Here is a 24,543-nt window from a genome sequence, read left to right on the forward strand (position 1 = left end):
TATTGAAATACCAATTTTCCGAGTTCGAGATCGACCTCAGCCAGCAGGAGCTGCGTCGGCTTGGGGAAGCGGTTCACATTGAGCCTCAGGTATTCGATCTCATCGTTCATCTCGTGCGTAACCACGATCGGATTGTCAGCAAGGACGAGCTGATCGAGACGATCTGGAATGGCCGGATCATCTCCGAGGCCGCGCTCTCCAGCCGCATCAATGGCGCCCGGCGCGCGCTTGGCGACAACGGAAACGACCAGGCCCTGATTCGGACGTTGCACAAGCGCGGCTTCCGCTTCGTCGGCGAAGTTCAGGCCATCGATGCGCCGATCACGGATGCGGGGGCGGCGCGGCTTGTTCCCGAGGCCCGGGGCAGCGCTCCAGGCCGCGTCTCGGTTTCTGCCGAAGTGTCCCGCCTCGATGATGTCGTCTCGGAATCCGTGAAGGCAGAGGCCGTCACGCGATCGTCCATCGCCGTGATGCCGTTTGGAAACATGTCTGATGACCCAGAGAACGACTACTTCAGTTATGGGCTGACCGAGGACATTATTCGCCTTCTCGCCCGTAACCGGTGGCTTTCCGTCATCTCGCGACACTCGACGATTGCGTTCCAGGGACGTGTGGTGGATGCCCGCGAAATCGGCGAGTTGCTGGGCGTCAGGTATGTGATGGTCGGCAGCGTTCGCAAGAACCGCGATGCCGTGCGGATAACGGCGGAACTGGTCCGCGCGGCGGATGGAAAGCAATTATGGGCCGACAAATACGACCTGCAGCTGGAGTATATCTTCGATATCCAGGAAGAGATGGCACGGCAGATCGCCGCAACCATCGAACCCGAGCTGTCGAAGGTCGAGCAGCAGCTTGCCGCCCGCAAGGCGCCGGAAAGCCTGGACGCCTGGGATTGTTATCAGCGCGGTCTATGGAATCTTTGGCGCTTCACCACGCCGGGATTTGACTCGGCCGAAAGCTATTTTCAGCGCGCGATTGCCGCCGATCCGAATTTCGCGCGCGGCCACGGCGCGCTCAGCTACGTCAACCTACAACGCGCGTTCATTGACGAACCGAAGGATCGCGCAAGCCGACTGGAAACCGCGTTGCGTCAGGGGCGCCATGCGGTGGCGCTCGACGAACTCGATTGTTTTTGCCACTGCGCCCTCGGACGCGCCTTGTGCCTGACCCATCAGAACGACGAGGCGCTGGCAACGCTCGACGTTTCACTGGAGCTCAATCCAAGCTTTGCGCAGGCCCATTTCGCCCAAGGTTTCAATTTGCTCTGGCACGGGCGAGAGCTTGAAGCAGAAACGCTGCTCGATCGGGCGACGATGCTGAGCCCGCGCGACAGCCATATTGCGGCGTTCCACCATGTCCGCTCCTGGGCGCACTTCTCGCTTGGCGAGTATGACATCGCGGTCGAATTCGCGAGAAGGGCGACGCGGCAGTCCAATGCTACCTACCAGACTTTTGCGACACTCGCGGCGTCGCTCGGGCTTCTCGGGGATCGGGCGCAGGCGCAAACGGCGGCCGCGGAACTGCTGCAACGCAAGCCGAACTACAACATTGAAACGGCGCGGCAGGAGTTCTTCTTCTGCAATGATGTGGGCTTCATCGATCGGTTCGTCGATGGATTGCGTGTAGCCGGTATTGCAAAGGCCTAGCTCAATCCACCACCGCGGCATCACGGCTGCGGGCCGGACAGGTTCATTTCACGCTCGGCCCGGAAAACATTGCTGTGCAGGTTTGCGATCCATTGCCGTCCGCTCGACGTGACATTGAGATAGCGTATCGCCATCTGAATTTGCGGGGCGACGTTGTTCCAATAGAACTGCGGATATTTGTAAACGACATCTGCCGGCGTCTCGTAGCCGAGCGTTTTGTTCAGGCCGTTTTCCTCGAATTCATAGAACAGGGCATTCGATTTTTTCAGGTAGTTGGGGTCGCCGAGTTGCCCGATGAGGTCGGCGGCGCGCAGCAACAGGCCCTCTTCTTCGTTCAGTTCGTCGTTTGACGATGAAGCAACATAGGGAAATCGCGTATATTCGATTGCCCTGGCGATCCGGCTCGCATCGACTTCTTCAAAAGAGTCGAACCGCTCGAAGACAAACAGTTTCGAACGGTCCACATGGTAGGGCGCCAGTGAGGCATCGGACGAACCGCGTGGCAGGCGAATGGTATGGCCGCCGAGATCCGCGACATAAGAGTCCCCGTCATCTCCTTGGACAATCCCGCGAACGTAACCGATGTCATGGGTCAGGCACGCCAGGATGAAATTGGTGTAGTCGGCCGGTGTCGTTGTCCGCAGCATCGTCCGGCCCATGAGGATATCGTGGCCGGCGAGGGTCACGAGCAGGGTGTGTTCGATGTTGTGATACAGGGCGTCGCTGTTGCCGATGCACTCCAGTGTAAGCCTGGCTGCATAGGGGAGATATTCAGCCAGCCGGGCATGGGAGGAGCCAAACCTGCTCCTGGTATCCGAAGCCAGAAACGTCCCCAAGGCTTGCGCGACCAGTTCCGGGATTGTGATCATGAGACCTCCCAACTTGTGCGACGCCACCGGTATCAATGTATCGGCGTTGCACGATAGCACGTCGTTGGGACGCAAGGCGGATTTGACGGTTGGTCAGTTGCCGTGACGTATCCTGGCGCGACGCCGCGGCCGGGTACCGCCACCAAGCCAAAATCAAGATTATCTTTATACTATCTGCATACGGGCTTTAAGCGCGACGGGCCGGTCCGGCCCATATTGGCCGGCATGGACCGACGAGATTTCATATCGTTTCTGGGTGCGGCGATGATGTGGCCGGCGGCGGTCGCACGCGCTGAGGATTCGACAAGAGTTTATCGAATTTTTTGGGTATCCACCGATTCCCAGCCCGACCCGTTCCTGGCAGGCTTTCGGGAGGGATTGCGGGCGCGGGGCTATGTCGAGGGAAAGAACCTCGCCTTTGAGCTGCACTATGCGCCCGGCAATCCGCAGGCGCTTCGCGAGGTCGTATCCGAACTGAGGCGAGGGAACATCGACCTCGCGGTGTCGAGCGGCCCGGCGACGCGCGCTATGACGGCGGTAACGGACGTTCCGGTCCTGTTTGCGTTGAGTGGCGACCCGGTAGAGTTGGGCATCGTCAAGAGCCTCGGCGAGCCGGGCGGCAATTTCACGGGGTCGACCTTCCTTTCGCTTGAACTGGCGGGCAAGCGGGTTGAGCTCTTGAAGGAAGCCGTGCCGTCGGTGCGCAGGCTTGCGGTGTTTTCAAACAGCCTTCATCCGGGAGAACAATCGGAGTGGCGCGCGACCAGCGAAGCCGCCAAGGCGCTGGGCATCGAGACCGTCTACGTTCCGTTTGCCGGCAAAAACGAACTGGACAAGGGACTCGCGGCGGCGGGCGACGCGCGAGCGGACGCGTTGCTGGTCTTCCCGGACGTCCTCACGATGGTGCACCGAGCCAAAATTGCCGACTTCGCTATCGCGCATCGGCTGCCGTCGATGTTCGGCTGGGGCGAATATTGCGACGCCGGCGGACTCTTGAGCTACGGCGCGAACCAGCGGGCGACCTATTTCTGGCTGGCGACCTATGCCGACCGGATCTTGCGCGGCGAAAAGCCCGCCACCCTTCCGGTTTTTCAGCCCACCAAATTCGAGCTGGTCGTGAATCTCAGGACGGCTGAACGGATCGGTATCGACCTCGATAAATCTTCGGTTCTTTTCCGCGCCAATCGGGTGATCGAATGAGCCCGCCGCATCTCATATCGCTGCAAAAGTCTTTCCATCGGATTTTCCTTCAGTGACCCGTCCGCGCCGTTCACTGTTCATGAAGTACTTCGTCACCCTGTTTGTCGCAGTGGTGATGCCGCTCATGCTTGGTTCCGCGACCGAAGCCTGGTTTGCGTTTCGCGACAATCGCTTTGATCTCAATGAACTCCTTCAGGTCGAGGCCCGCTCCGCAGCCGCCCGGATACAGGCCTTCACTGATGGAATTCGCGATCAGCTCGGTTGGGTCGTGCAGTTTCCCTGGACCCAGGGTGAGGATGACCGGCGCAGGATCGACGGGCTGCGGTTGTTGCAGCAGGTGCCGGCGATCGTTTCGCTCTCGATGGTCGACCCGACGGGCACCGAACGGGTTTTCGTCTCGCGTGTGAGCATGAACAGAACCGGCCGCGGCGCGGATATGTCGGCGGATCCCGCGGTTGTCGGCGCGCGCGCCAACCGGGTCTGGTATGGCCCGGTGCACTATCAGCGCGATTCCGAGCCTTACATGCGGATCGCGGTTGCGGGAAACCGCGCCGCCGCCGGGATCGTCGTTGCCGACATCAACCTCAAACTGATCTGGGATATCATTGCGGCGATCAAGATCGGCGACACCGGGCACGCCCTTGTCGTGGACGATTCCGGGCGCCTGATCGCCCATCCGGACATCAGCCTTGTGCTGCGCAGCGGTGCAGGCGCCGGGGATTTCGACCGCCTCAAGGCCGTCGTCAGCGAGGCGAATGGATCGGCGGTTGCAACAACCGGCGAGGACGGCAAGCCCGTCGTTGCGCTGTCGGTGCGTGCTCCCAACGTCGGTTGGACAGTGATCGTCCAACAGCCCGTCCTGGAGGCGTTCGAATCGATCCGCGCCGCGCTGTGGCGTTCTCTGATACTGATCGGCCTCGGAATTGTTTTCGCAGCTGGCCTCGCCTATTGGCGGGCGTGCCGTATGTTGGGACCGATCCGGCAACTGGAGGACGGTGTTGAGCGGATCGGGATGGGACAATTCGACCATCGCATCGCGATTCACAGCCGCGACGAGCTGGAGCAATTGGCTGTCCGATTCAACCAGATGGCGGAAGAGCTCGGGGTTTCGCAGCAGAAGTCCGAGCGTATCAGCCGTCTGAAGCAATTCCTTGCGCCTCAGGTGGCTGAACTTGTCGAAAACTCCGATCGGGGGCTGCTGGACGGACAGCGGCGCGAGGTGGTCGCGATTTTTGGTGATCTGCGCGGCTTCACCGCGTTTTCCGCGCGCGCCGAGCCTGATGTCGTTATCGCCGTGCTGCGGGAGTATTATGAAGCGATCGGCGCCGTGACGGCGCGCCACGCGGCCACTTTGATCCGCTTCGCCGGCGACGGCGTGATGGTCCTCGTCAACGCGCCGGTCGCGTGCGAAAATCCGGCGCAGCGCGGTATCCGGCTGGCGATCGACATGCAGGCTGCGGTGCAATCCCTTGCCAACTACTGGAAGGCCCGTGGCTGTGCCATTGGTTTCGGCGTGGGTATCGCGATGGGACCTGCGACCGTCGGAACGCTCGGCTGGCACGGACGGCTCGACTACACGGCCATCGGAAACGTCGTCAATCTGGCATCGCGGCTTTGCGACCTGGCGGCGGACGCGCAGATACTGGTGGATCCGGTCGTCACCGGGCATGTCAAGGATAGCGTCGCCCTTGCACCCGCTGGAGAGCGGGTCATCAAGGGCTATGATCGTGCGCTGGAGGTTTTTGCAGTGGTTCGCGGCGTCGGGCCGCTACAGCATCTGGGCAGTCAGCTGCAGCCTGCTGACGGTCGCCCCGTTGAAGCAGGATTTGGCAGACTAGCGGCGGAGCTTTCTCCGACAGATGCCGGCTGATGACGAAAAAAGTGCTGTAGCCCGGATGAGCGCAGCGATATCCGGGACGGAGTCGATATCCGGGACGCTGTTGGAGTGGCCCCGGATATCGCTGCGCTCATCCGGGCTACAAGAAATCCTCAATGACGGGCTGATAAGGTCGGAAAATGAGGCGATACGAGAACCGAATGGTCCCTGAAATCGAGCCTGCCGGGCGCCGCTTTTGACGTATTGATGGCCGCCGGTCCGTGCTATTTCTGGCCAGCGGGCGACCGCCTTTGCCATCACACTTCCCGGGACCATCTCCTTGATCGACAAGCTTGAACTTCTGTTGGCGCTCGCAAAGGAGCGGCATTTCGGACGGGCTGCGGAGGCCTGCGGCGTCACCCAGCCGACCATGTCGACCAGCCTCAAGCAGCTCGAGGAAATTCTCGGCGTCATGTTGGTGCAGCGCGGCTCGCGCTTCCAGGGCTTTACGCCGGAGGGCGAACGTACCCTCGACTGGGCCCGGCGGATCGTCGGCGACGCCCGCGCGATGCGGCAGGAGATCAACAGCCTAAAGGACAAGCTTTCCGGCGAGATCCGGCTCGCTGCGATCCCCACCGTGCTGGGCATGGTGGCGCAGCTGACGACGCCGTTCCGCGCGCGCTACCCGGACGTGCGCTTTCGCATCCAGTCCTGCACGTCGGCCGACGTGCTGGGCCTCCTGGAAAATCTCGAGGTTGATGCCGGGCTGACCTATATCGAGAACGAACCGATCGGCAAGGTGCGCACCATTCCGCTCTACAACGAGAGCTATCGCCTGCTGACGTCGCCCGACGCCATGTTCGGCGATCGCAAGCAGGTCACCTGGAAGGAAGTAGGCCAGGTGCCGCTGTGCCTCCTGACGCCGGACATGCAGAACCGCCGCATCATCGATCGTGCGCTGGCGTCGGTCGGGGCCGAGGCCACCCCGACGCTGACCTCGAACTCGCTTGTGGTCCTCTATACCCATGTGAAGACCGGGCGCTGGGCGAGCGTGATGCCGGCTAAACTCGCGGAGACTTTGGGCCTGGCGGATTCCGTCCGCAGCATTCCGATCGTCGATCCCGTCGTCGACTACAGCGTCGGGCTGGTGATCCCGCAGCGTGATCCGATGACGCCCCTGATCGCGGCGCTGGTGCAGGTCGCGCGCGAAGTGGCGCCGACGCTGGAGTAGGATCAGGCGGCGACCTGATTCTTGGCCCCGGCTGAACGGGTGTGGCGCGGCAGCGTGATGCGCACCACGGTGCCGGTGCCGAGCTTCGAGCGCAGCCGCATCGTTCCGCCATGCAGGCTGGTCAGCGACCGCGCGATGGCAAGGCCGAGGCCCGAGCCCTGGTAGGTCTTGGTGAGCTGGCTCTCGACCTGTTCGAACGGATTGCCCAGCCGCCGCAGCGAGGTGGGCGCGATGCCGATACCGGTATCGGCGATCATGAGCACGATCGAGTCTGATAGCACGTGGCTGCGTACGGTGATCCTGCCGTCGTCGGGGGTGAACTTGACGGCATTGGACAGCAGGTTGACGAAGATCTGCTTGACCGCGCGGCGGTCGGCCATCACGGAAATGGTGCTTTCGATATCGGCGTCCAGCGTCAGGTGCTTGTCCTCGGCGCGCCCCGAGACCACGCGCAGCGACTCCGCCAGCAGCTTCGACAGGTCGAGCTCTTCCATGTCGAGCTTCATGCGGCCGGCTTCGATCTTCGACATGTCGAGGATGTCGTTGATGACTTCGAGCAGATATTTTCCAGATGTCAGGATGTCGTGGCAGTACTCCTGATACTTGTCGGAGCCGAGCACGCCGAACATGCCGCTGCCCATGATCTCGGAGAATCCGATGATGGCGTTCAGCGGCGTGCGCAGTTCGTGGCTCATATTGGCGAGGAATTTGGACTTCGCCTGGTTGGCTTCCTCGGCGCGGTTCTTTTCCTGCGAGTATTTCTCGGCGAGGTCGGCAAGCTCGGTCTGCGAACGCTTCAGGTCGATCACGTTGGCGCGCAGGCGCGCGTCGTTTTCGATCAGCTTCTGCTCGTGCGCCTTGATGCGGGTGATGTCGGTGCCGACCGAGACGTAGCCGCCGTCCTTGGTGCGGCGCTCGGAGATGTGCAGCCAACTGCCGTCGTCGAGCTGCGCCTCGAAGGTACGGGCGCCCGGCGCATGCGTGCCGGTTTCCTGCAGGCGGGTGCGCACTTCCGGCATGCTGCCGACCTCGATCACGGTCTCGTACGAGGTGCCGGGGGTCACCGCCGTATCCGGGAGTTTGTGCAGGCGCTGGAAGTGCGAATTGCAGAGCACGAGGCGGTCTTCGGCGTCCCACAACACGAAGGCTTCCGGGATCGTCTCGATCGCGTCGCGCAGCCGCAGGTCGGCCTCCACGGTCTTCTCGGCGAGGCTCTTCTGTTCGGTGATGTCGACCGCGATGCCGATCAGGTGCAAGCCGCCGTCGGCCAGGGCCTGGCTGAGCTCGCAGCGCACCCGCAGCCAGATCCAGTGGCCGTCGGTATGCTGCATGCGGAAGGTCTGGTCGATGTGGTCGAGTTGGCCCGCGATCATCTGGTCGGCGATCGCAAACAGGTCGATGTCGTCGGATTTCACCAGCGCGTTGACTTCGCCGAAGGTGAGGAGGTCGTTGCGGGAGTCCAGCCCGAGCATCGTGAACATCGAGGCCGACCAGAAGATCCTGCCGCGCTCCAGGTCCCAGTCCCACAAGCCGCAGCGGCCGCGATTGAGCGCGGTGTCGATCCGGCCGCGCACGGCGTCGTTGATGAGATCGCCCTCGCGCGCGCGGGTCGACTGCCAGTGGAAGGCGAAGCCGAGGATCAGCACGACGAAGCCCGTGGTGGCCGACAGCGTCACCGACAAGGCGGCGTCCGAGCCCCACAGCGGCTCGTTCTTTTCCTGGATGACGATGACCTGGCCCGGCAGCGATTTGACCAGGCGCGAGATCGCCATCGCGCCATTGCCGTTCGGAAGCGTCATGTCGCTGACGACGCCCTGCAGGCCGGGGGTGGTGAGCAGCTGCGCCGTGGAGATGATGTCGAGGACGCGATCGCCGTCGCCAAGGCCGCCTTCGACCGGGACGCGGGCCAGAATCCGGTGATCGGCGCCGGTGATGATGATGTGGCGGCCGCTAGCCACGCCCCAGGCCGGGATCAGGTCGGGCAGCAGGCTCTGCAGCCGCTCGATGTTGGCGGCGCGGTCCTGCCTGATAGAGCCGAGGCGGTCGAGGCGTTCGGCCAGCAGGTCGGTGAGCGCGGAGAGGTCGCGCTTCATCGCGGCGCGTTTTTGCCGGCTCTGGTCGATCACCTGCACGAAGGCGCCGAGGCAGATGGTGATGAGGAACGCAATGATGAGCGTCGGCACGGCGCGACGAAGCGCCGGCTCTGCGGTGAGCAGCCGGTGATAGGCAGGTTTTGCGATCGATTGCGCCAATCCCTTGATCGAGTCGGATTGGACGCACGCGTTCGCCGCATGCGCGCGCGCCATGCTTTAGACCCCCGCCGAAGGCTCTTTTGCACATTGTCCGGAAGGAACCCCACGTCATTCCGAATCATAGCGATTTGAATCCAGTTTTCCCGGGCTGTCGAGAGTCAACGATTCGTTAATTCGAAATAAATGTTGTCCAACGCGAATTAAGGCATCGCCGCGCGAGTCCGAAACGGGAACGCCTGCCGGCATTCGAGCTGCAGTAGCGCATGTTCGGTGCGCGGCGGTCATGCCGCGATGATGCCGAGTGAGGTCCGCTCACCACCTGTAACTTGCGACGCTCTTGCCGGCATAGGAACGGGTGACGGCGGAGAACTCGCCTTCGAACGTCGCGGCGAGCGCGACGCCGTTCAACCATTTCATTTCGGCCGAAGCCGTCGTCAGCGCCGCGTTATGCGCTGCTGCGGCACCGTTCACCACGAAACTTGCGCCGGGCAGGGCCTGGAACGTCGCCGAGGCCGCACTGAGAGGGTTGTAGTCATGCGCCCAGGCGGCGCGGCCGCGCAATGTCAGCAGCGCATCGTTTACGGCAAAGGACTTGTCGTTGCGCAATCCGAGTTCGGTCCGCGGCGCGGTCACGTTCCTCGCCAAATAGGACAACGCAAAGGCATTGGTGCCGGAGACCACCGTTTCGGCATAGGCGGGAAGGCGGGTGGCGATTACTTGCGCGGCGGCGTAAGGCGTGACACCGAGGCCGCCGAACCATGGTGTGACATAGCGATTGCCGCCTTCGAGGCGGCCCGCGAAGTTGTTGGCGCCAAACCGCGCGCGCAACTGGTCGATGCCTGCGATCGTTGCCGTGCGATCCGTCGTGACATCGTGCCAGCCATAGGCTGCGGCCGCACTGACATAGGCCGGGCCAGCCGTGTGCTTGATGAATGCACCGGCCTGGAACAGGTCGGTTCGTCCGCTGCCGCCAGCGGCCACGTTGAAACCGGTGCCGCCGCCCGCCAGCGCAAAGCCGGCGACCGTCGCCCGCGACAGCCAGTAGTCGGCTCCGGCCGCCACGCCGAAAATGCGGCTGGTGGCGGTGCTTGATCCGGTAACTGCATTGCCATCGGTGGTCTGGCCGCCGCCGAAGCCCGAGGCCCACGCTCGCCAATACGATTCGAATGCCGGCACGGGTGGCGCTGCCTTTGTTTTCAGGCTGAACGTCTCTCCGTCCGTGCCGCGCAGGCGCACGGCGGCGTAGGCGTTCATGACATCGTCCTCTGCGGCGAATCCGGTCGCGTTCGATCCGCCAAGGCGGCGGTCGGCGGCAGAGACATCGGTGATCGTGGTCACGAACTGCGTCATCGCCTGCGCTATGGCCGGCTGCACCACAGTGGCGATCGGGCCGGACGCTTGCGTCAGCCCCGGCGCGGTCAGCCCGCCATAGAGCAGCGGAATGCCGCCATTGCGGTTGAAGTAGTTGGTCAGCGCGTTGGCGACGTTGGTTTGGTTGACGTTGAGTGCCGTGCCGGGCAAGCCGATGAAATCGAGCGTCAGATTGAGATAGGCGTTGCTGCCGTCGTAGCTGAGGCTCGGCTTGAATGCGGCCGGCAGGTTGCTGCTCACGAGCGCGCCGAACGTGCCGCTGATGCCGCCGGCGGTGTGGACGATGGTGTACTGCTTGGCGACGGCGGCTCCCCCCGCAGAGACAAAGGACAGGTTGACCGTCGCGCCTGACAGCGCTGCCGTTGCCGTCACGTTGACGCGGTCGGCACTGGTCGGGGAAACCTCGACCATGTAGGACGAAGCCGCAGTGAACGATAGACTGCCGTTCACCGTCAGCAGGCCAATCGAATTGCCGGGCGCCAGCGCGCCGCCGTTGACGGTGGTGTTGCCGACGGTGCCGTTGCCGCCGAGCACACCGCCGCCATTCACCGTCACCGCCGAACTGGCGATGGAGCCGTTCACCGACAACGTGCCGCCATTGATGATGGTCGGTCCCGAATAGGTGCTGGTCGCGGTCAGGATGGTGGTGCCGGCCTCGACGCGCACCGTTCGCGTGCCTGCGCCGCTGCCGATGATGATCGGGTCGAAAGTATAGTTCGTGCTGGTGTGGTTGAACACGAGCTGGCCGTTGCCGCTACCCAATCTAACCGAGGCAGTGCTGAGCGTGCCGGGTGCCGCGGCCGCCTGGCCGACGGCCGCGCCGATATTCAGCGTGCCGATCGAAGTCGCCTGGGGGGCAATGAACATGGTCGGAGCCGAGACGCTGGCGCCGTTGCGGACGGTCAGCGTGCCGGTGCCGGCGTCACCTACGAGGAGATCGCCGTGATTGATCCAGGCCGAGCCGGCGCCATCGACAGTCGCAGCGCCGGTCGAGCCGGGATCAACGGCGATAACGCCATAACCATTGCTCACCGTGCCGCCGTTACGGATGGTCAGCGTGCCGCTGCCGGTATAGCCGATATGGAGATCGCCGCTATTGGTCCAGGTCGAGCCGGCGGCATCCACTGTCACGACGCCGATCGAGCCAGCATCAGCGCCGATAACGCCGTAGGCATTGGTTACCGCGCCCCCATTGCGGATGGTCAGCATGCCGCTGCCGGTAGCGCCGACGTTGAGATCGGCGTTGGCCCAGCTCGAGCCGGCGCCGTCCACTGTGACGGCACCGGTCGCGCCGGCAAAATTGCCGATGAAGCCGTAGACATTGCTCACGGCGCCGCCGTTGCGGATGGTCAGCGTGCCGGTGCCGGCATGTCCGACGTAGAAATCGGAGCTGTTGGTCCAGGTCGAGCCGGCGCCATCCACCGTCGCGGTGCCGACCGAGCCGGCATTGTCGGCGATAATGCCCAGGGTGTTGTTCATGGTGCCGCCGTTCTGGATCGTCAACGCGCCGGTGGCAGAAACGCCGACCCTGAGACCGGTCGACTGCGCGCCGGCCGCCCCGATCACCGTCGCGTTGGGCGTGACTGTGTCGATCCTCGTGCTGGTTGTGTTATCCGGAACGATGGCCGACCAGTTGCCGACGGTGAACCAGTTGGTCGAGGCGGAGCCGTTCCAAAATTCGACGGCGCGCGATGGCATCGTCGACGCCAGGACCATTCCGAGCGCGACGGATGTTGCCGTGAGGCTGTGCTGAAATTGCCAACCCGAAGAACTAGCCATGCGCCCGTCGCGGTTCCATTTCGGGAACCCGCATACAAAGCGATTTGGGCTAACCAATCCTTAACCATGCCGGCCTTGCCAAGTACTACTACGGATGGGGGGCCCCTGATCCGCTTTGGGATAACGGCGCAGCTTGCGCGGCAACGTGCTACGCGCGCGGCGGTTCGGCATGGCTGATCACGCGCTTGATGGTCGGGAACGCGCGGCGCAGCGCGCGCTCGATCTCGTCGACGTTCTCGTGCACCTTGATGACGCTCATCGACGGCGCGGCGCGGCAATGGAAATTAACGATTTCGCCGGCGTCGGTGTCGCGCACCCGCACATTATGGATGTCGTGGATCGCGCCGTCGGCGGCAAAGCGCGACAGCGCGGCCTTGATGGTCTCGACGCGCGCCGGCGCGGCGTCGGTGCCGTGCGGCAGCTCCGGCTCGAGCGGCTCGATGTGGGTGTCGACCTCGACGTCCTCGCCGAAATCCTCGCGGATGCTGCGCTCCAGCTCATGGGCGATGTCGTGCGCGGCGGTGAGTTCCATATCGCCGTCGACTTCGAGGTCGATGCTGACCGTCAGCTTGCCGCCAAGATCGTGCACGGTGACGTGGTGGACGGCGAGGCCGGAATTGCGCGCGATCACCATGATGCGCTCGCGGACGCTCTCATTGTCGCGCGCGACCGGCACCGCCGTGAAGGTGAGGTCGGCGTCGCCGAGGACCTTGCTGACGGCATCCTGCGCGGCTTTCTTGATCGCCTCGACGCGGTCGATCGGGTAGGTGCGCGGCACCTCAGCGATGGCGTCGATGAAATGCGTCGGCCCGACCATGCGGGCGCGCAGGCGCTCGACGCCGACCACGCCGGGCACCGAGGCGATCGCGGCGGTGGCCTTTTCCGCGACGCCCTGCGGCGCGCGATCGAGCAGCGTTTCGATGGTGGAGCGCCCGAGCCGCAGGCCCAGGATCGATATCATCACGGCGACGCTGATGGCCGCGACCGAGTCGCCCCAGGCATAGCCGAAACCGGTCAGCACCAGCCCGATGATGACGGCGATGGAGCCGAGCACGTCGGAAGCAAAATGCAGCGCGTCCGCCGCCAGCGCCTGGCTTCGGGTTTCGCGCGCCGTGCGATGCAGCGCCCGCGCGCGCCAGAAATTCACCGCGATATCGATCACCAGCACCACGAAGGGGATCGCCGAGAGCGTCGGCGGGGCCGCGCCCTCGCGCAGCCGGCTCCAGGATTCGACCAGGATGCCGCCGGCCAGCACGTAGAGCAGGGCGATGACGAACAGCGCCGACAGGCTTTCGAACTTGCCGTGACCGTAATGATGTTCCTCGTCGGCCGGCGCGTCGGACACCCGCACCACCAGCCAGGTGATGACGGTGGCGACCACGTCGACCGAGGAGTGCAGGGCCTCGGAGATCAGCGCCAGCGAGCCGATTGCGATGCCGACGGCGAATTTCGCCGCCGCCATGCCGGCGCTGGCGAAGATCGAGATCGCCGCGACATTGGTTTTGATGGAGGGGGGATGACTCATGGCGGCGGTTTAGCAGGGGGCCATGTAAGATTAAAGCCGACAGGTGGAGACGCAATTGCCATTCACTTGCAGGAGCGATTTGTTGCGAATTATTCCGAATCGAGAGGCCATCATTGCGAGCCAACGGGTCGCGCGAATGCGCGCCCGATGACAGGCTCCGCGAAGCAATCCATCCTTCCGCATGCGAGGGTGACAATGGATTGCTTCGCTTCGCTCGCAATGACGTGGATACGCCTCCGCAATCCTGCGGCGCTTGCGCCGGTCGAACCCGGTTGGGATTCGAACAGCCTCCGCCAGCTTGACGCCAGCCACGGGTGCCAGAACCACACGGCTTTGCCGTACGCTTCAGCGCCGCTCGTCTGCACGTTGTGCTCGAAAGAAGCTGCCTACTTAGACTAATATTACGTATTGACCGGGGTTCCGTTGCCTGAAATGGTGGTTCGATTATTGGAACCAACTGAATTTTAAAGCGAATTTGGCCATGCGCAATCGTGCTACCTTCGGCGCATGATCGATCGCAGCACGGGCGGAAAGAGTTCAACGTGATCGATTTGGACGGAGTCTCGGCCCAGGCGTTGTCTGATACGATCGGTGCGATCTATGACTGCGCTCTCGATCCGCATCAGTGGCCAGACACTTGCCGGAAGATTGCCGATCTGTGTGAAAGCACAGGCGGCGGAATTTGCGTTCATGATATGCGGCACGTGCAAAATGATCAGTTGTTCGTGTTTGGATACCAGCCGGAATTCCTTGAGAAGCTGGGAAGCCAGTATGCACAAAGCCCTATGGCAGCGGCGGATATCGTCTCCGATATCGGTCATGTCAGCGCCCTCTCTATGGACGGTCCCGAGTTGTTCGAAAGCCGATTCTACAGAGAAGTACTAAAGCCGTTCGGACTACTGGATATGATCTGGTTTCCGGCGTTGAGGACCGGAGGCCGCATGGCCTCCATGCACGCCTCCAGGAGGAGCGAGAAGGCTCCGCATTACCAGCAGCTCGATATCAGCCTGTTCAAGCTGCTTTCGCCGCACGTCTGCCGCGCACTCACCATCTCGGATGCGCTCGATATCAGGGCGCTGAGGTCGGAAATGCTGGAAAAGACACTTGATGTACTCATCGCGGGTGTTTTCCTCACCGCACGGGATGGCCGCGTGGTCTATATGAACGCCGCTGCCGAGCGCCAGATCAGAACCGGCAATTCCATTCGCATCGTGAACAACCGGATTTTTCCCGCCGATCCCGCGGCGCGCGCGGCGCTGGCGAAGGCCATCGACGAGGCATCGCGCGACGACATCGAAAAGGGGGCGGGCGAACATTCCCTGGCGATCCCGGGCATGGACGGCGCCGCTGGCTATGTTGCAACCCTCCTTCCGGTCGATCGCGGTGAGCGCCGCGGCATTGTCGCGCCGTTTGCGGCATCGGTCGCTGTATTCACGCAGGATCCTGTCCAATCGCCACTCTTGCCGGGCGAGGCCTTTGCCAGACTATATAGACTGACCGGCGGTGAGCTCCGTGTGCTGCTGGCGCTTGCCCAAGGGCTAAGCGGCAAGGATGCGGCCGATATGCTCGGCATCAGCGAGCCGACCGTGCGCAGCCACCTGCAGCACATCTTCTCGAAGACCAACACGCCCCGGCAGGCCGACCTCCTGCGCCTGTTGCAGAACTCGACCCCGCCGGTCCGGGGCTCCACAGCAGACGTGTATCAATCCCTCGAGGCGGCCTGTCGCTAAATCGCCACTCGCACCGTACGGGCGAAGGGGCCTGGCTCAATTTTATCTGAGTTAAGTTCCTTCGCTTGCAGAAGTATGCCGGCGATCATCCGCGAAGTGCGCCATTGCCTGCGAAACAGCGGGCCGCAAACAGGCGGTCGGCCATGGCCGGCGAGCTGGACCAGCCCCACAGCAAGCGGCGCAGCAGCAGTACAGCCTCATTGGTTCCGATGATGCGCCGCCTGCGGTCGATTGCCTAAATCTTGCATTGCTAATCTTGGAGGTCGTGATGCAAGCCCCCGCCGACGCGCTGTCGGTCCGCTGCGCCCAGCAGGCGCCTCACGCTCCCGATCTGCATTGGAAGGCAAGGCGAAGCATTTTTGCCTCCATCATGTCGGCGTTGCGCGCCTCGCGACGCCTTCACGCACAACGAATCTTGCGCCAAACAGGCATTTGATCGCTTCCCCCGAAGAATTCATCCCTCGCGACTCGGAGTTCGTCGACCCCAATGCGGAGATGAAGCCGATCTTGCATGGCTGCGGGAAGAAGGGGTGACCGATCCGTACGAGCTCATCAAACCAATGAGCTGGGCATCTACGTGGTTAACGTATGCCGTGACGGATCATAGACATCAGACACCGCACCTGCGCGCAATACATCGGCGTTAATTCGCTATCACTAGGCCGCCCGACAGGAAGGTGCGGTAACAGCAGTACGGCCTCATTGCTTCCGATGATGCGTCACTAGCGGTCCATTACCTATCACTCGCATCGCCAATTGTGGTCGCTTGCAAGCCTTAAGGACCGTCATGCACGTATATACACTGCTTGAATCAGGCGACGATCATCTGCGTTTCGGTGCGATCTTCAGCCTGCCTGCCACGTGGTGGCAGCGAGCCTGTTTCAGGGCAGAGTTGCGCACGGATCTCAGAGACAAGCCCGATTTTCTCCGCGATATCGGCATCGACCTGCACGAAGCGCAAGCCGAAGCGTCGCGGTTTTTCTGGGAACCTTCGCGACTGAAGCACCGATAATCCAAGATCGCAATCCGATTGCTGCTGCGGACGCGGGCTCGACCAAGAGAGTGAGTATCGATGTCTCCGAGATGCACCATCGGCCATCACCCGCCATGTGCGGAAACCCGCGAACGGCCGGCCGGAAGGATGGTTGGCGGTGGCCGGCGAGCTGGGGCAGCCCAGACAGGAGGGTGCAGCAACAGCAGTACAGCCTCATTGCTTCCGATGATGTGGCACCTGCGGTCGATTGCCTAATATCTCGCATCGCCAATCCTAGGCGCTTGCAACCTTAAGGCCCGTCATGCGTGTACATCCTATTGCGGCGGCCACCATATTCCTGCTGGTTGTAGTCGGCGCGAAACTGTTTTTCTTGTCCGGTCTGATCGCTGCGGCGGACGTGGGCGCCACCAGAAGCGTGAGCGTGGATCTCTCGGAGATGCACCATAAGCTCAAGAATCTTCCGGTGGAGAAGATCCACGACATGACATTCGTCTTTTCAAATGGCGATTGATACCCCGCCCGAAAGCGCCGTCTCCCGACTTTTCATACTTGAAAGAAACCGATGTCCACCACGCTGATCCAGGCCATGTCCGATCGCACCTTTCGCAACCAACGGCGTGGTGACGTGATGACCGGACCGGCGCCTCACGAATCCGTGAGATGGGCTGGCTCGTGGCCGTCGCCGTGGCGTTTATCATCATTCACATAGCCGCCGGGACGATCTGGCTGCGTGCTTCCGCGGATGGAGCCACAACATCGCGACATGATGCAGTATCCTCGCTGTATGACTAGCGGGCGTCGTCATGGAATCAGTATTGCCAGAGGCGACACTCGCAGACCAAGCCCACGCTTTTTTATATGATTGTCCTGTCGGTGGTACCGCTTGCGGTGTGCATCAGCGCGTCATTATCCGGAAAGGCGCATCGAAATGGACATCCGGCCCAAGCCGAACGTTGCCGCTTACATGCTGCTTTCGGCTTTCATCGCCTGTGCGATCTGGGGCACCATCGGCCCACCCAAGCCGTGTAGAGAACGTCCCACCGGGACGCCCCGAATGTCGAAGGTCGGAATGTGCGGCTCGATTGCGAGAACTCGTTGATGGCATCGCTTCGCTCGCCATGACGACCAGCCGTTCCTCTCGCAAAACCGATGACTCAATGGTCATCCTTCGATCAGCACTCGCACGGGGGAGTTGAATCTGCGCCTGCGCCCCACGCGCTGATCCGCGCTTGCACGCCGCCAAACGCATTGCAGCGCCGCGTCCGCCCCATCTGGACACGGGCCGGCCGGATTGTCCAAAATCGCCGGCAAAACAGCGGAGGCGACGATGGCGATTATCGATTCCCAGGTCCATGCCTATGAGGCAAACAGTCCGAAGCGGCCGTGGCACAGTGTGCCGAACTGGCCGGATCACGTCACGGGTGACGAGATGGTGGCGGCGATGGACAAGGTTGGCGTCGACGGCGCGATCTTCATCTCGGCGTTTTCGTTGTACCGCTACGATTCCAGCTATGCGGTGGAGGTGCAGCGGGCGCATCCCGGCCGGCTCGCCATCGTCAAGCCGCTCGATCCTGACGATCCCGGTGTGGCCGAAATCGTCGCGGAGTGGAAGAAGACGCCGGGCGCGGTTGGCGTCCGCGTCATGCTGCGGAAGGAGGAGAAGCGCGCGGATGATGATCCCGGCCTCGACCGGATTGCGCGCGCGGCCGTGCGTTACGATTTTCCACTCAACATCCTGTGCTGGGACAATCTGGACGCTGGCACCGCGCTGATCGACCGCCATCCCGACACGCGGTTCATCATCGACCATCTCGGCATCCTGCAGCCGCGCGTGCCGCCGGCGCCGGCCGAGCCCTGGGCTAATCTTCCAAAAGTGCTCGAACTCGCCAAGCGTCCGAATTGCGTGATCAAGGTCAGCGGCGCCTGCACGCTGTCCCGCGAGCCGTATCCATATCCCGACATCTGGGATCCGCTCGCGCGCGTGTTCGATGCCTGGGGTTTCGATCGCTGCCTGTGGGGCACCGACTGGACGCGGGCGTTCGCCGTCGTCAACTACGAGCAGGCCGTCGAGCCGTTCCTCAAGACGAGCCGCCTGAGCGACAGCGAGCGGGCGATGCTGATGGGCGGGGCCTGCAGCAAGGCCTATGGCTGGTCGCCGAAGAAAGGCTAGCGAGGAGGGCGGATGACGCACTCGCCAATCCGCCTCCGCGCTGCGCGTGCACGCCGCTAAACGTCCGCCCCGAAAGCCGCATCAGCGTTGCCGCGTTCGCACGTCGACACCCATGGCGTCGAGCAACTGATACACCTGCTCGTCGGTGACGCGCACGCCCTTGAAATCGGCGAGCGTCAGCAGGTTTAGTCCGCTGATCTCGGCGCCGGTGAGGTCCGCCCCTCTCAGGGTCGCGCCGTAGAGGTTGGCCTGGAAAAGATCGCAGTTGATGAGGTCGGCGTCGGTGAGGTCGGCACTGGAAAGATCGGCTTCGCGAAGCCGGCTGCCGGCGAGGCTGCAGCCTGGTAATTTCGTCTCGGCCAGGTCGGCCAAATCCATCTTGCAATTGTGGAAGCTTGCGCGTGTCTCGATTTGCTTGCGGCTCAGCGCCCGACTGAAATCGACCTTGTTGAAGCGCGCCCCGGTGAGATTGCACTCGTGCATCTCGACAGCGAACATTTCAGTTCTTTCGAAGGTCGCCAGCGCAAGATCACATCCGGAAAACCGGACCCGTTGCAGATCGCTGAAGGCGAAAGAGCATCCCTTGCCACCTTCACCGGTGAACTGGCAGGTCTCGAACACCGCGTCTTTCAGCGCCGCATGCGAGAGGCGGCATGAGACAAACCGGCAATTGGAGAACCGCGCCTCCACGAAGGATGGATAGGAGAACTGCACCGCCTCGAAGACGCAGTCGGTGAAGACCGCGCCGTCGCAATCGACCTCCGGCCAGCGGTCATCCCTGACATTCAGGGAGGTGATCGGCTTCGCCGTGGCGATCCGGCGGGCGAGTTCGTCGATGTCCATGCGATACCGTTTGGCTCAGGCGTCGAGTGCGGCGCGCGACCATCCGGCACCGCCACAACGATACCGCCAATCGTGGTGGGGCCGCCATCCGAAAAAGCGCGTGGGGCGGAGATCGCTGAGATCATCCAGTGGCAAGAGACCTTCGGTGGTCAACGGTGCGCGCAACGTGTTTCGACATATAAAGCGTTTCCGAAGGATATTCGCCGAACAGCAACCGATAGTAGTGCGAGAAGCGCCCGAGTTCGATGAAGCCGTGCTGCATGGCGACTTCGCCGATGGTGGTGGTCGCGGGGTTGCTCTCCCGCAGCGCAGAGTGGATCGCGCAGAGCCGCTTGCGGCGGAGGAAAGTGACCGGCCCCAGACCCAGCATGTCGTCGAACGCCCGATGCAGGCTGCGCCGCGAGACGGCGAACTGGGCGCAGATTTCCGAAATGTGCACCGGCCGGGAACCAGCCTCGTCGAGATAGTGTTCGACGTTTCGGACCAGACGCATCGCCGACGGCACGGGGCCCCGGTTCTCCGCGGGCAGGGCATCGACAATCGTCGCGGCCATCGCATCGATGATCGACCGTTTCCAGAAGTCGGCCACTTCGTCCGGCATGCCAACCCGCTGCCGCGCCAGGCCGGAGACGATCTGCTGCAATCGCCGCTGTGCGGCCAGGCCTGACGGCGAATGCGCCCGATAGCGGTTTTTCACGTACCAGGTCGCGGGGTCGCTCAACCTGGGCTCGCCCGCAAACAGGGAGGTCACCTCGGCAAGGTCGAGGCGGATCGCGGCATAGGCGGCGGCGCCTTGGAAACTGCCGTCATGTTCGGTGCTTGGCGGCATTACCAGCACATCCGCCGGCAGCATATCGAACGACCAGTGGGTGACGCGTTCGCTGGCGTTGAGCAGCATCCCGATGACGAGCTTGTCGTCGGTCGCAATGCGTTGGGTCCGCACGCCTACCGAAAACGAACCGATGCTGAGCGAAAAGTCCCCGATGCCGACATGGCTCAGCGCGCCGCGGAATCTTCCGCGGCCGAGCTGCGTCACCTCGACATGGGATCCCTTGATCGCCTGGTGCAGGCCCTCGAAGCTGTCGAGGCTGCACGTATTGATCGAGATCGACCGACCCATCGCCGGGCATCCCTGTTGCTAGAATTTGGCCTTGATCGCCTTGCCTTCGGAAATTTGGCTGCCGCTATCGACCATCAGCGGAAACGCCAACGTGAAATAGTCCGCCGTGCCGCCGCCGATCTTGCCGCTATAGAAATAAGTATCGTCCTGGAAGTAGACGCCGGGCGGCGGCGTGATGTCGGCGTTCTGTCCGCGCGAGCCAAGGAGATAGACGCCGGTCGCGGCTTCGGCGGCGTGTGCAGCCTGGTCCTTCAAAGGAAGCGCCGCCATCACGGGGAGCGCCGCGATCGCCATCACCGTCATGCAAAAGGCAGAACGCATCGGATTCCTCCGAAGGACGTCGTTATTCCCCCGCTCCAGCACAAAATTTAGCCACAACTTCAGGGCGACGACAATGGGTTTCATCTGCGGCGGACGATTGCCCGCCGCGACGTCGCACGCAGAACGCAAGCAGAGAATTATCGTCTAATTTTCGGGAACAGGTTCAACCTGGATCAAGCCTGGAATGTTGCGCGATTCGTATTGGCACAAACTGCACATCACTTCAGCGGGCGGATAGTTTAGCCTCTTGAAACAGTGGAACTGGCCGCATCACATCCCGGCTGCTCGAAACCGGGTGGCCATGGCGCCCTCAAGGCGCAAAAATATGTAAGCGGGGCTGACTGGTTTGCTTTCTCGGCTGTGCGCCGAGAGCGGCAATGGAAAGGCTTGCGATGCGCTCCGAACCAGCCGCTTTTGCACTCCGAAGCCATCCATCACGGACATTCCGCGATACAATCTGCGCGGGAGTGGTCTGGACCGGGCCTGTCCTGACGGCGACGGTCTTGACGACGACATCTGCCGGAGCGCTGGTCGCTGGTCCAGGCGGGCCGCTGCAGGGCGGGCTCAGGCAGAATCGTTCCATGATCGAGATCGCCGCCTGGCGCGGAGGGGCGGCGCGCCGAACCACCGTTGTCGGTCCGCGCGGTAATGTCGCGAGCCGCACGGTGCTGCGGCGGGGGGCCGTGGTGCGTCCCGGTGTCGCACGTCCGGGCGACTGGGTACGTCCGGCGCACTATCACTGGCGTCCGGGCGGTGCGATCGCCGCCGGCGCCGCGATCGGGTTTGTGGCGGCCGCGACCGCCGCGGCATGGGCCGGCTCGCCGCCGGCACCCGGCTACTGCTGGTACTACACCGATCCAAGCCGGACCCAGGGTTTTTGGGACGTCTGTCCATAACGGCGTGCGTCTGGAGTGGGCGACATGACGCTGCTGAATCCCGATCCCAAGCGCGACGATCGACCGTCGGAGGATGGCCGATCCGACGACATGGTCTGGATTCCCGGCGGCACCTTTCGCATGGGATCGGACCGCCACTATCCGGAGGAAGCGCCGGTCCATCGCGTGACGGTCGATGGCTTCCGGATCGACCGCACGCCGGTGACGAACCGGCAGTTCAAGGCCTTCATCAAGGCGACCGGTCACACGACCCAGGCCGAGATCGTGCCCGATCCGAAAAATTATCCCGGCGCGTTGCCGCACATGATCTATGCGGGCTCGCTCGTGTTCGTGCCGCCGCAGGCGGTGCGCGGCTTGCGCGATTGGAGCCAGTGGTGGCGGTTCATGAAGGGAGCCGACTGGCGGCATCCCTATGGGCCGAAGAGCAACATCAATACGTCGGACACCCATCCCGTCGTCCACGTGTCGTTTTCGGATGCGCTGGCCTACGCGCAATGGGCGGGCAAGGACCTGCCGACCGAAGCCGAATGGGAATTTGCCGCGCGTGGCGGGCTCGACGGCGCGGAGTTCGCCTGGGGCGACGAATTTACGCCCGGTGGCGTGCACATGGCCAACACCTGGCAGGGCGAATTTCCCAGGCAGAACGGGCTCGACGACGGCTATGAGCGAACTTCGCCGGTGACAGCGTTTCCGCCCAACGGTCATGGCGTGCTCGACATGATCGGCAATGTCTGGGAATGGACCTCGGACTGGTACGCGCCGAAGCACGAGGCGGATGCCCCGAAGGCGTGCTGTATCCCTGAAAATCCGCGTGGCGGCCGCGAAGACGGCAGCTACGACCCGCGTCAGCCGAACATCAAAATCCCGCGCAAGGTGATCAAGGGCGGCTCGCATCTGTGCGCGCCGAACTATTGCCGCCGCTACCGGCCGGCGGCGCGGCATGCGGAAGCGATCGATACCTCGACGAGCCATCTCGGGTTTCGCTGTGTGAGGAGGGGGGCGCCTGCGGAATAGTTTGTCAGTCTTCAACAAAAAGGAGAGTGGAATGGCCGACGGTACCAACAACAAGCAGCCCGGCACGCGTACTCCGAATTCCTCCGGCGACAGTGCGCTCAGCCGTCGCAACATCCTGCTCGCCGGCACGTCGATCGCAGCGGCGACTGCCATCAATGCTGTTGACCAGACCCAAATTGCGCAGGCGCAACAGCCGCCGCGGCCCCAGCAACCGGCGGCTGCCGCGGGCCGCAAGCCCAATATCCTCGTCATCTTCGGCGACGACGTCGGCCAGACCAACCTGAGCGCTTATTCGTTCGGCCTGATGGGTTACAGGACACCGAACATCGACCGGATTGCCAGGGAAGGCATGATGTTCACCGACTACTACGCGGAGCAGAGTTGCACCGCGGGCCGTTCGTCGTTCATTACCGGACAATGCACCCTGCGCACCGGCCTTTCCAAGGTAGGCCTCCCCGGCGCGACGGTGGGTCTGCAGGCCAGGGACGTGACGCTGGCCGAACTGCTCAAGCCGCTCGGCTATGCCACCGGCCAGTTCGGCAAAAACCACCTCGGCGACCGCAACGAATATCTGCCGACGGTGCACGGCTTCGACGAGTTTTACGGCAATCTCTATCATCTCAACGCCGAGGAGGATCCGGAATCGCGCACCTACCCGCGCGATCCCGCGTTCAGGCAGGCGCTTGGGCCGCGCGGTGTGCTGCGCTGCAAGGCATCCGACCGGGACGATCCGACCGACCAGCCTCGCTGGGGCAGGGTCGGCAAGCAGACCATCGAGGACACCGGTCCGCTCACCAAAAAGCGAATGGAGACGGTCGACGACGAAACATCCGCCGCGGCAATAGACTTCATCCAGCGTCAAGCCCGCGCGAACACGCCGTTCTTCTGCTGGTTCAACTCCACGCGCATGCACTTCCGCACCCATGTGCGGGAGGCCAATCGTGACAAGCCCGGACTGACTTCACGAACCGAGTATGCCGACGGCATGATCGAGCACGATGCGGTAGTTGGAACGATCCTCAAGGCGGTGGACGATCTCGGCATCGGCAACAACACCATCGTGATCTACACCACGGACAATGGCCCGCATCAGAATTCATGGCCGGATGCGGGCACGACGCCGTTCCGCAGCGAAAAGAACACCAACTGGGAAGGTGCCTTCCGCGTGCCCTGCGCGATCCGCTGGCCGGGACGCATTCAGCCAGGCTCCGTCTCGAACGATATCGTCAGTGGCCTCGACTGGGTTCCCACGCTCATGGCGGCCGCAGGCGACCCCGACATCAAGGACAAACTGCTCAAGGGCCATCAAATAGGGAGCAGGACGCACAAGGTCCATCTCGACGGCTACAACCAGCTTCCCTATCTCACCGACCAGCAGCCGCGCAGCGCGCGCAAGGAGTTCGTCTACCTGAACGATGACGGCGATCTCGTCGCCATGCGCTACGAAAACTGGAAGATCGTATTTGAGGAGCAGCGCGCGACGGGAACGCTGCGAATTTGGGCCGAACCCTTCACCAAGCTGCGCGTTCCAAAACTGTTCGATCTACGGTCTGATCCTTACGAGCGCGCGGACATCACGTCGAACACTTTCTATGACTTCTTCATGTCGGACGGCGCCGGCCCGTTCATTGCGTCTCAAGCTATCGTTGCGCCCTTCCTCGCCACCTTCAAGGAGTATCCGCCGAGCCAGCGTCCGTCGAGCTTCAGCATCGACCAGCTCGTCGAGAAGATGCAGCGAAGCCTCGAGCCGCCGCACTAGCGGCGTT

The 24,543-nt window shown here is 62.8% G+C and carries 19 protein-coding genes; 11 read left to right on the forward strand and 8 right to left on the reverse strand.

Going from position 1 to position 24,543, the window contains the following annotated elements; genetic code table 11:
- Positions 1 to 2: 2 nt before the first annotated feature.
- Positions 3 to 1,646, forward strand: a complete 1,644-nt coding sequence (locus ACPPVP_RS15335) for a winged helix-turn-helix domain-containing tetratricopeptide repeat protein (RefSeq protein WP_426535629.1) — start codon at positions 3 to 5, stop codon at positions 1,644 to 1,646.
- Positions 1,647 to 1,666: 20 nt separating this feature from the next.
- Here the strand turns inward: ACPPVP_RS15335 and ACPPVP_RS15340 are convergent, their stop codons facing one another.
- Entirely contained in the window at positions 1,667 to 2,515 is an 849-nt protein-coding gene (locus ACPPVP_RS15340) for a metal-dependent phosphohydrolase (protein WP_426535631.1), read from the reverse strand.
- Positions 2,516 to 2,740: 225 nt separating this feature from the next.
- Between ACPPVP_RS15340 and ACPPVP_RS15345 the strand changes: the two genes are divergently transcribed.
- From ACPPVP_RS15345 to ACPPVP_RS15355, 3 genes are all read left to right on the forward strand, one after another.
- On the forward strand, positions 2,741 to 3,715 hold the full coding sequence (locus ACPPVP_RS15345; RefSeq protein WP_426535633.1) for an ABC transporter substrate-binding protein: 975 nt from the start codon (positions 2,741 to 2,743) through the stop codon (positions 3,713 to 3,715).
- Positions 3,716 to 3,794: 79 nt separating this feature from the next.
- A complete protein-coding gene (locus ACPPVP_RS15350; RefSeq protein WP_426537858.1) occupies positions 3,795 to 5,585 on the forward strand; it encodes an adenylate/guanylate cyclase domain-containing protein in 1,791 nt (596 codons plus the stop codon).
- Positions 5,586 to 5,871: 286 nt separating this feature from the next.
- On the forward strand, positions 5,872 to 6,762 hold the full coding sequence (locus tag ACPPVP_RS15355; protein ID WP_426535635.1) for a LysR family transcriptional regulator: 891 nt from the start codon (positions 5,872 to 5,874) through the stop codon (positions 6,760 to 6,762).
- Positions 6,763 to 6,764: 2 nt separating this feature from the next.
- On the opposite strand, the gene ACPPVP_RS15360 is transcribed toward ACPPVP_RS15355, so the two are convergent.
- Together ACPPVP_RS15360 and ACPPVP_RS15365 are read right to left on the reverse strand one after the other, a co-directional pair.
- Positions 6,765 to 9,068 carry a PAS domain-containing sensor histidine kinase gene (locus ACPPVP_RS15360; RefSeq protein WP_426535637.1) on the reverse strand — a complete coding sequence of 768 codons (2,304 nt, stop codon included), beginning with the start codon at positions 9,066 to 9,068 and terminating at the stop codon, positions 6,765 to 6,767.
- A gap of 258 nt (positions 9,069 to 9,326) precedes the next feature.
- Positions 9,327 to 11,864 (reverse strand): autotransporter outer membrane beta-barrel domain-containing protein, encoded by a 2,538-nt coding sequence (locus tag ACPPVP_RS15365; protein ID WP_426535639.1) that lies wholly within the window; start codon positions 11,862 to 11,864, stop codon positions 9,327 to 9,329.
- Here ACPPVP_RS15365 and ACPPVP_RS15370 point away from each other — a divergent pair.
- Complete coding sequence (locus tag ACPPVP_RS15370; protein ID WP_426535641.1) at positions 11,863 to 12,138, forward strand: hypothetical protein; 276 nt, start codon at positions 11,863 to 11,865, stop codon at positions 12,136 to 12,138. The two genes, ACPPVP_RS15365 and ACPPVP_RS15370, sit on opposite strands and share 2 nt — an antisense overlap.
- A 174-nt stretch (positions 12,139 to 12,312) precedes the next feature.
- On the opposite strand, the gene ACPPVP_RS15375 is transcribed toward ACPPVP_RS15370, so the two are convergent.
- Positions 12,313 to 13,689 (reverse strand): cation diffusion facilitator family transporter, encoded by a 1,377-nt coding sequence (locus ACPPVP_RS15375; protein ID WP_426535643.1) that lies wholly within the window; start codon positions 13,687 to 13,689, stop codon positions 12,313 to 12,315.
- A 542-nt stretch (positions 13,690 to 14,231) separates the two neighbouring features.
- On the opposite strand from ACPPVP_RS15375, the gene ACPPVP_RS15380 reads away from it, so the two are divergent.
- Entirely contained in the window at positions 14,232 to 15,419 is a 1,188-nt protein-coding gene (locus tag ACPPVP_RS15380) for a helix-turn-helix transcriptional regulator (RefSeq protein ID WP_426535645.1), read from the forward strand.
- An 811-nt stretch (positions 15,420 to 16,230) separates the two neighbouring features.
- Here the strand turns inward: ACPPVP_RS15380 and ACPPVP_RS15385 are convergent.
- Complete coding sequence (locus tag ACPPVP_RS15385; RefSeq protein ID WP_426535647.1) at positions 16,231 to 16,380, reverse strand: hypothetical protein; 150 nt, start codon at positions 16,378 to 16,380, stop codon at positions 16,231 to 16,233.
- A 334-nt stretch (positions 16,381 to 16,714) separates the two neighbouring features.
- Between ACPPVP_RS15385 and ACPPVP_RS15390 the strand changes: the two genes are divergently transcribed.
- Together ACPPVP_RS15390 and ACPPVP_RS15395 are read left to right on the forward strand one after the other, a co-directional pair.
- Positions 16,715 to 16,924 carry a hypothetical protein gene (locus ACPPVP_RS15390; protein ID WP_426535649.1) on the forward strand — a complete coding sequence of 70 codons (210 nt, stop codon included), beginning with the start codon at positions 16,715 to 16,717 and terminating at the stop codon, positions 16,922 to 16,924.
- Positions 16,925 to 17,740: 816 nt separating this feature from the next.
- A complete protein-coding gene (locus ACPPVP_RS15395; RefSeq protein ID WP_426535651.1) occupies positions 17,741 to 18,583 on the forward strand; it encodes an amidohydrolase family protein in 843 nt (280 codons plus the stop codon).
- Positions 18,584 to 18,664: 81 nt separating this feature from the next.
- Here the strand turns inward: ACPPVP_RS15395 and ACPPVP_RS15400 are convergent, their stop codons facing one another.
- From ACPPVP_RS15400 to ACPPVP_RS15410, 3 genes are all read right to left on the reverse strand, one after another.
- Complete coding sequence (locus ACPPVP_RS15400) at positions 18,665 to 19,426, reverse strand: pentapeptide repeat-containing protein (RefSeq protein ID WP_426535653.1); 762 nt, start codon at positions 19,424 to 19,426, stop codon at positions 18,665 to 18,667.
- A gap of 121 nt (positions 19,427 to 19,547) precedes the next feature.
- Positions 19,548 to 20,546, reverse strand: coding sequence for a helix-turn-helix domain-containing protein (locus ACPPVP_RS15405; RefSeq protein WP_426535655.1), 999 nt, complete (start codon positions 20,544 to 20,546; stop codon positions 19,548 to 19,550).
- Positions 20,547 to 20,564: 18 nt separating this feature from the next.
- The gene (locus tag ACPPVP_RS15410) at positions 20,565 to 20,867 is read right to left on the reverse strand and encodes a hypothetical protein (protein ID WP_426535657.1); all 303 of its coding nucleotides are present in this window, start codon (positions 20,865 to 20,867) and stop codon (positions 20,565 to 20,567) included.
- Positions 20,868 to 21,448: 581 nt separating this feature from the next.
- Between ACPPVP_RS15410 and ACPPVP_RS15415 the strand changes: the two genes are divergently transcribed.
- The 3 genes from ACPPVP_RS15415 to ACPPVP_RS15425 all read left to right on the forward strand — a co-directional run bounded on the left by ACPPVP_RS15415 (position 21,449) and on the right by ACPPVP_RS15425 (position 24,536).
- On the forward strand, positions 21,449 to 21,763 hold the full coding sequence (locus ACPPVP_RS15415) for a hypothetical protein (protein ID WP_426537860.1): 315 nt from the start codon (positions 21,449 to 21,451) through the stop codon (positions 21,761 to 21,763).
- A gap of 90 nt (positions 21,764 to 21,853) precedes the next feature.
- Positions 21,854 to 22,777, forward strand: coding sequence for a formylglycine-generating enzyme family protein (locus ACPPVP_RS15420; RefSeq protein WP_426537862.1), 924 nt, complete (start codon positions 21,854 to 21,856; stop codon positions 22,775 to 22,777).
- A 31-nt stretch (positions 22,778 to 22,808) separates the two neighbouring features.
- Positions 22,809 to 24,536, forward strand: coding sequence for an arylsulfatase (locus tag ACPPVP_RS15425; protein ID WP_426535659.1), 1,728 nt, complete (start codon positions 22,809 to 22,811; stop codon positions 24,534 to 24,536).
- Positions 24,537 to 24,543: the final 7 nt, after the last annotated feature.

Source organism: Bradyrhizobium sp. McL0615, assembly GCF_049993905.1.
GTDB lineage: Bacteria > Pseudomonadota > Alphaproteobacteria > Rhizobiales > Xanthobacteraceae > Bradyrhizobium.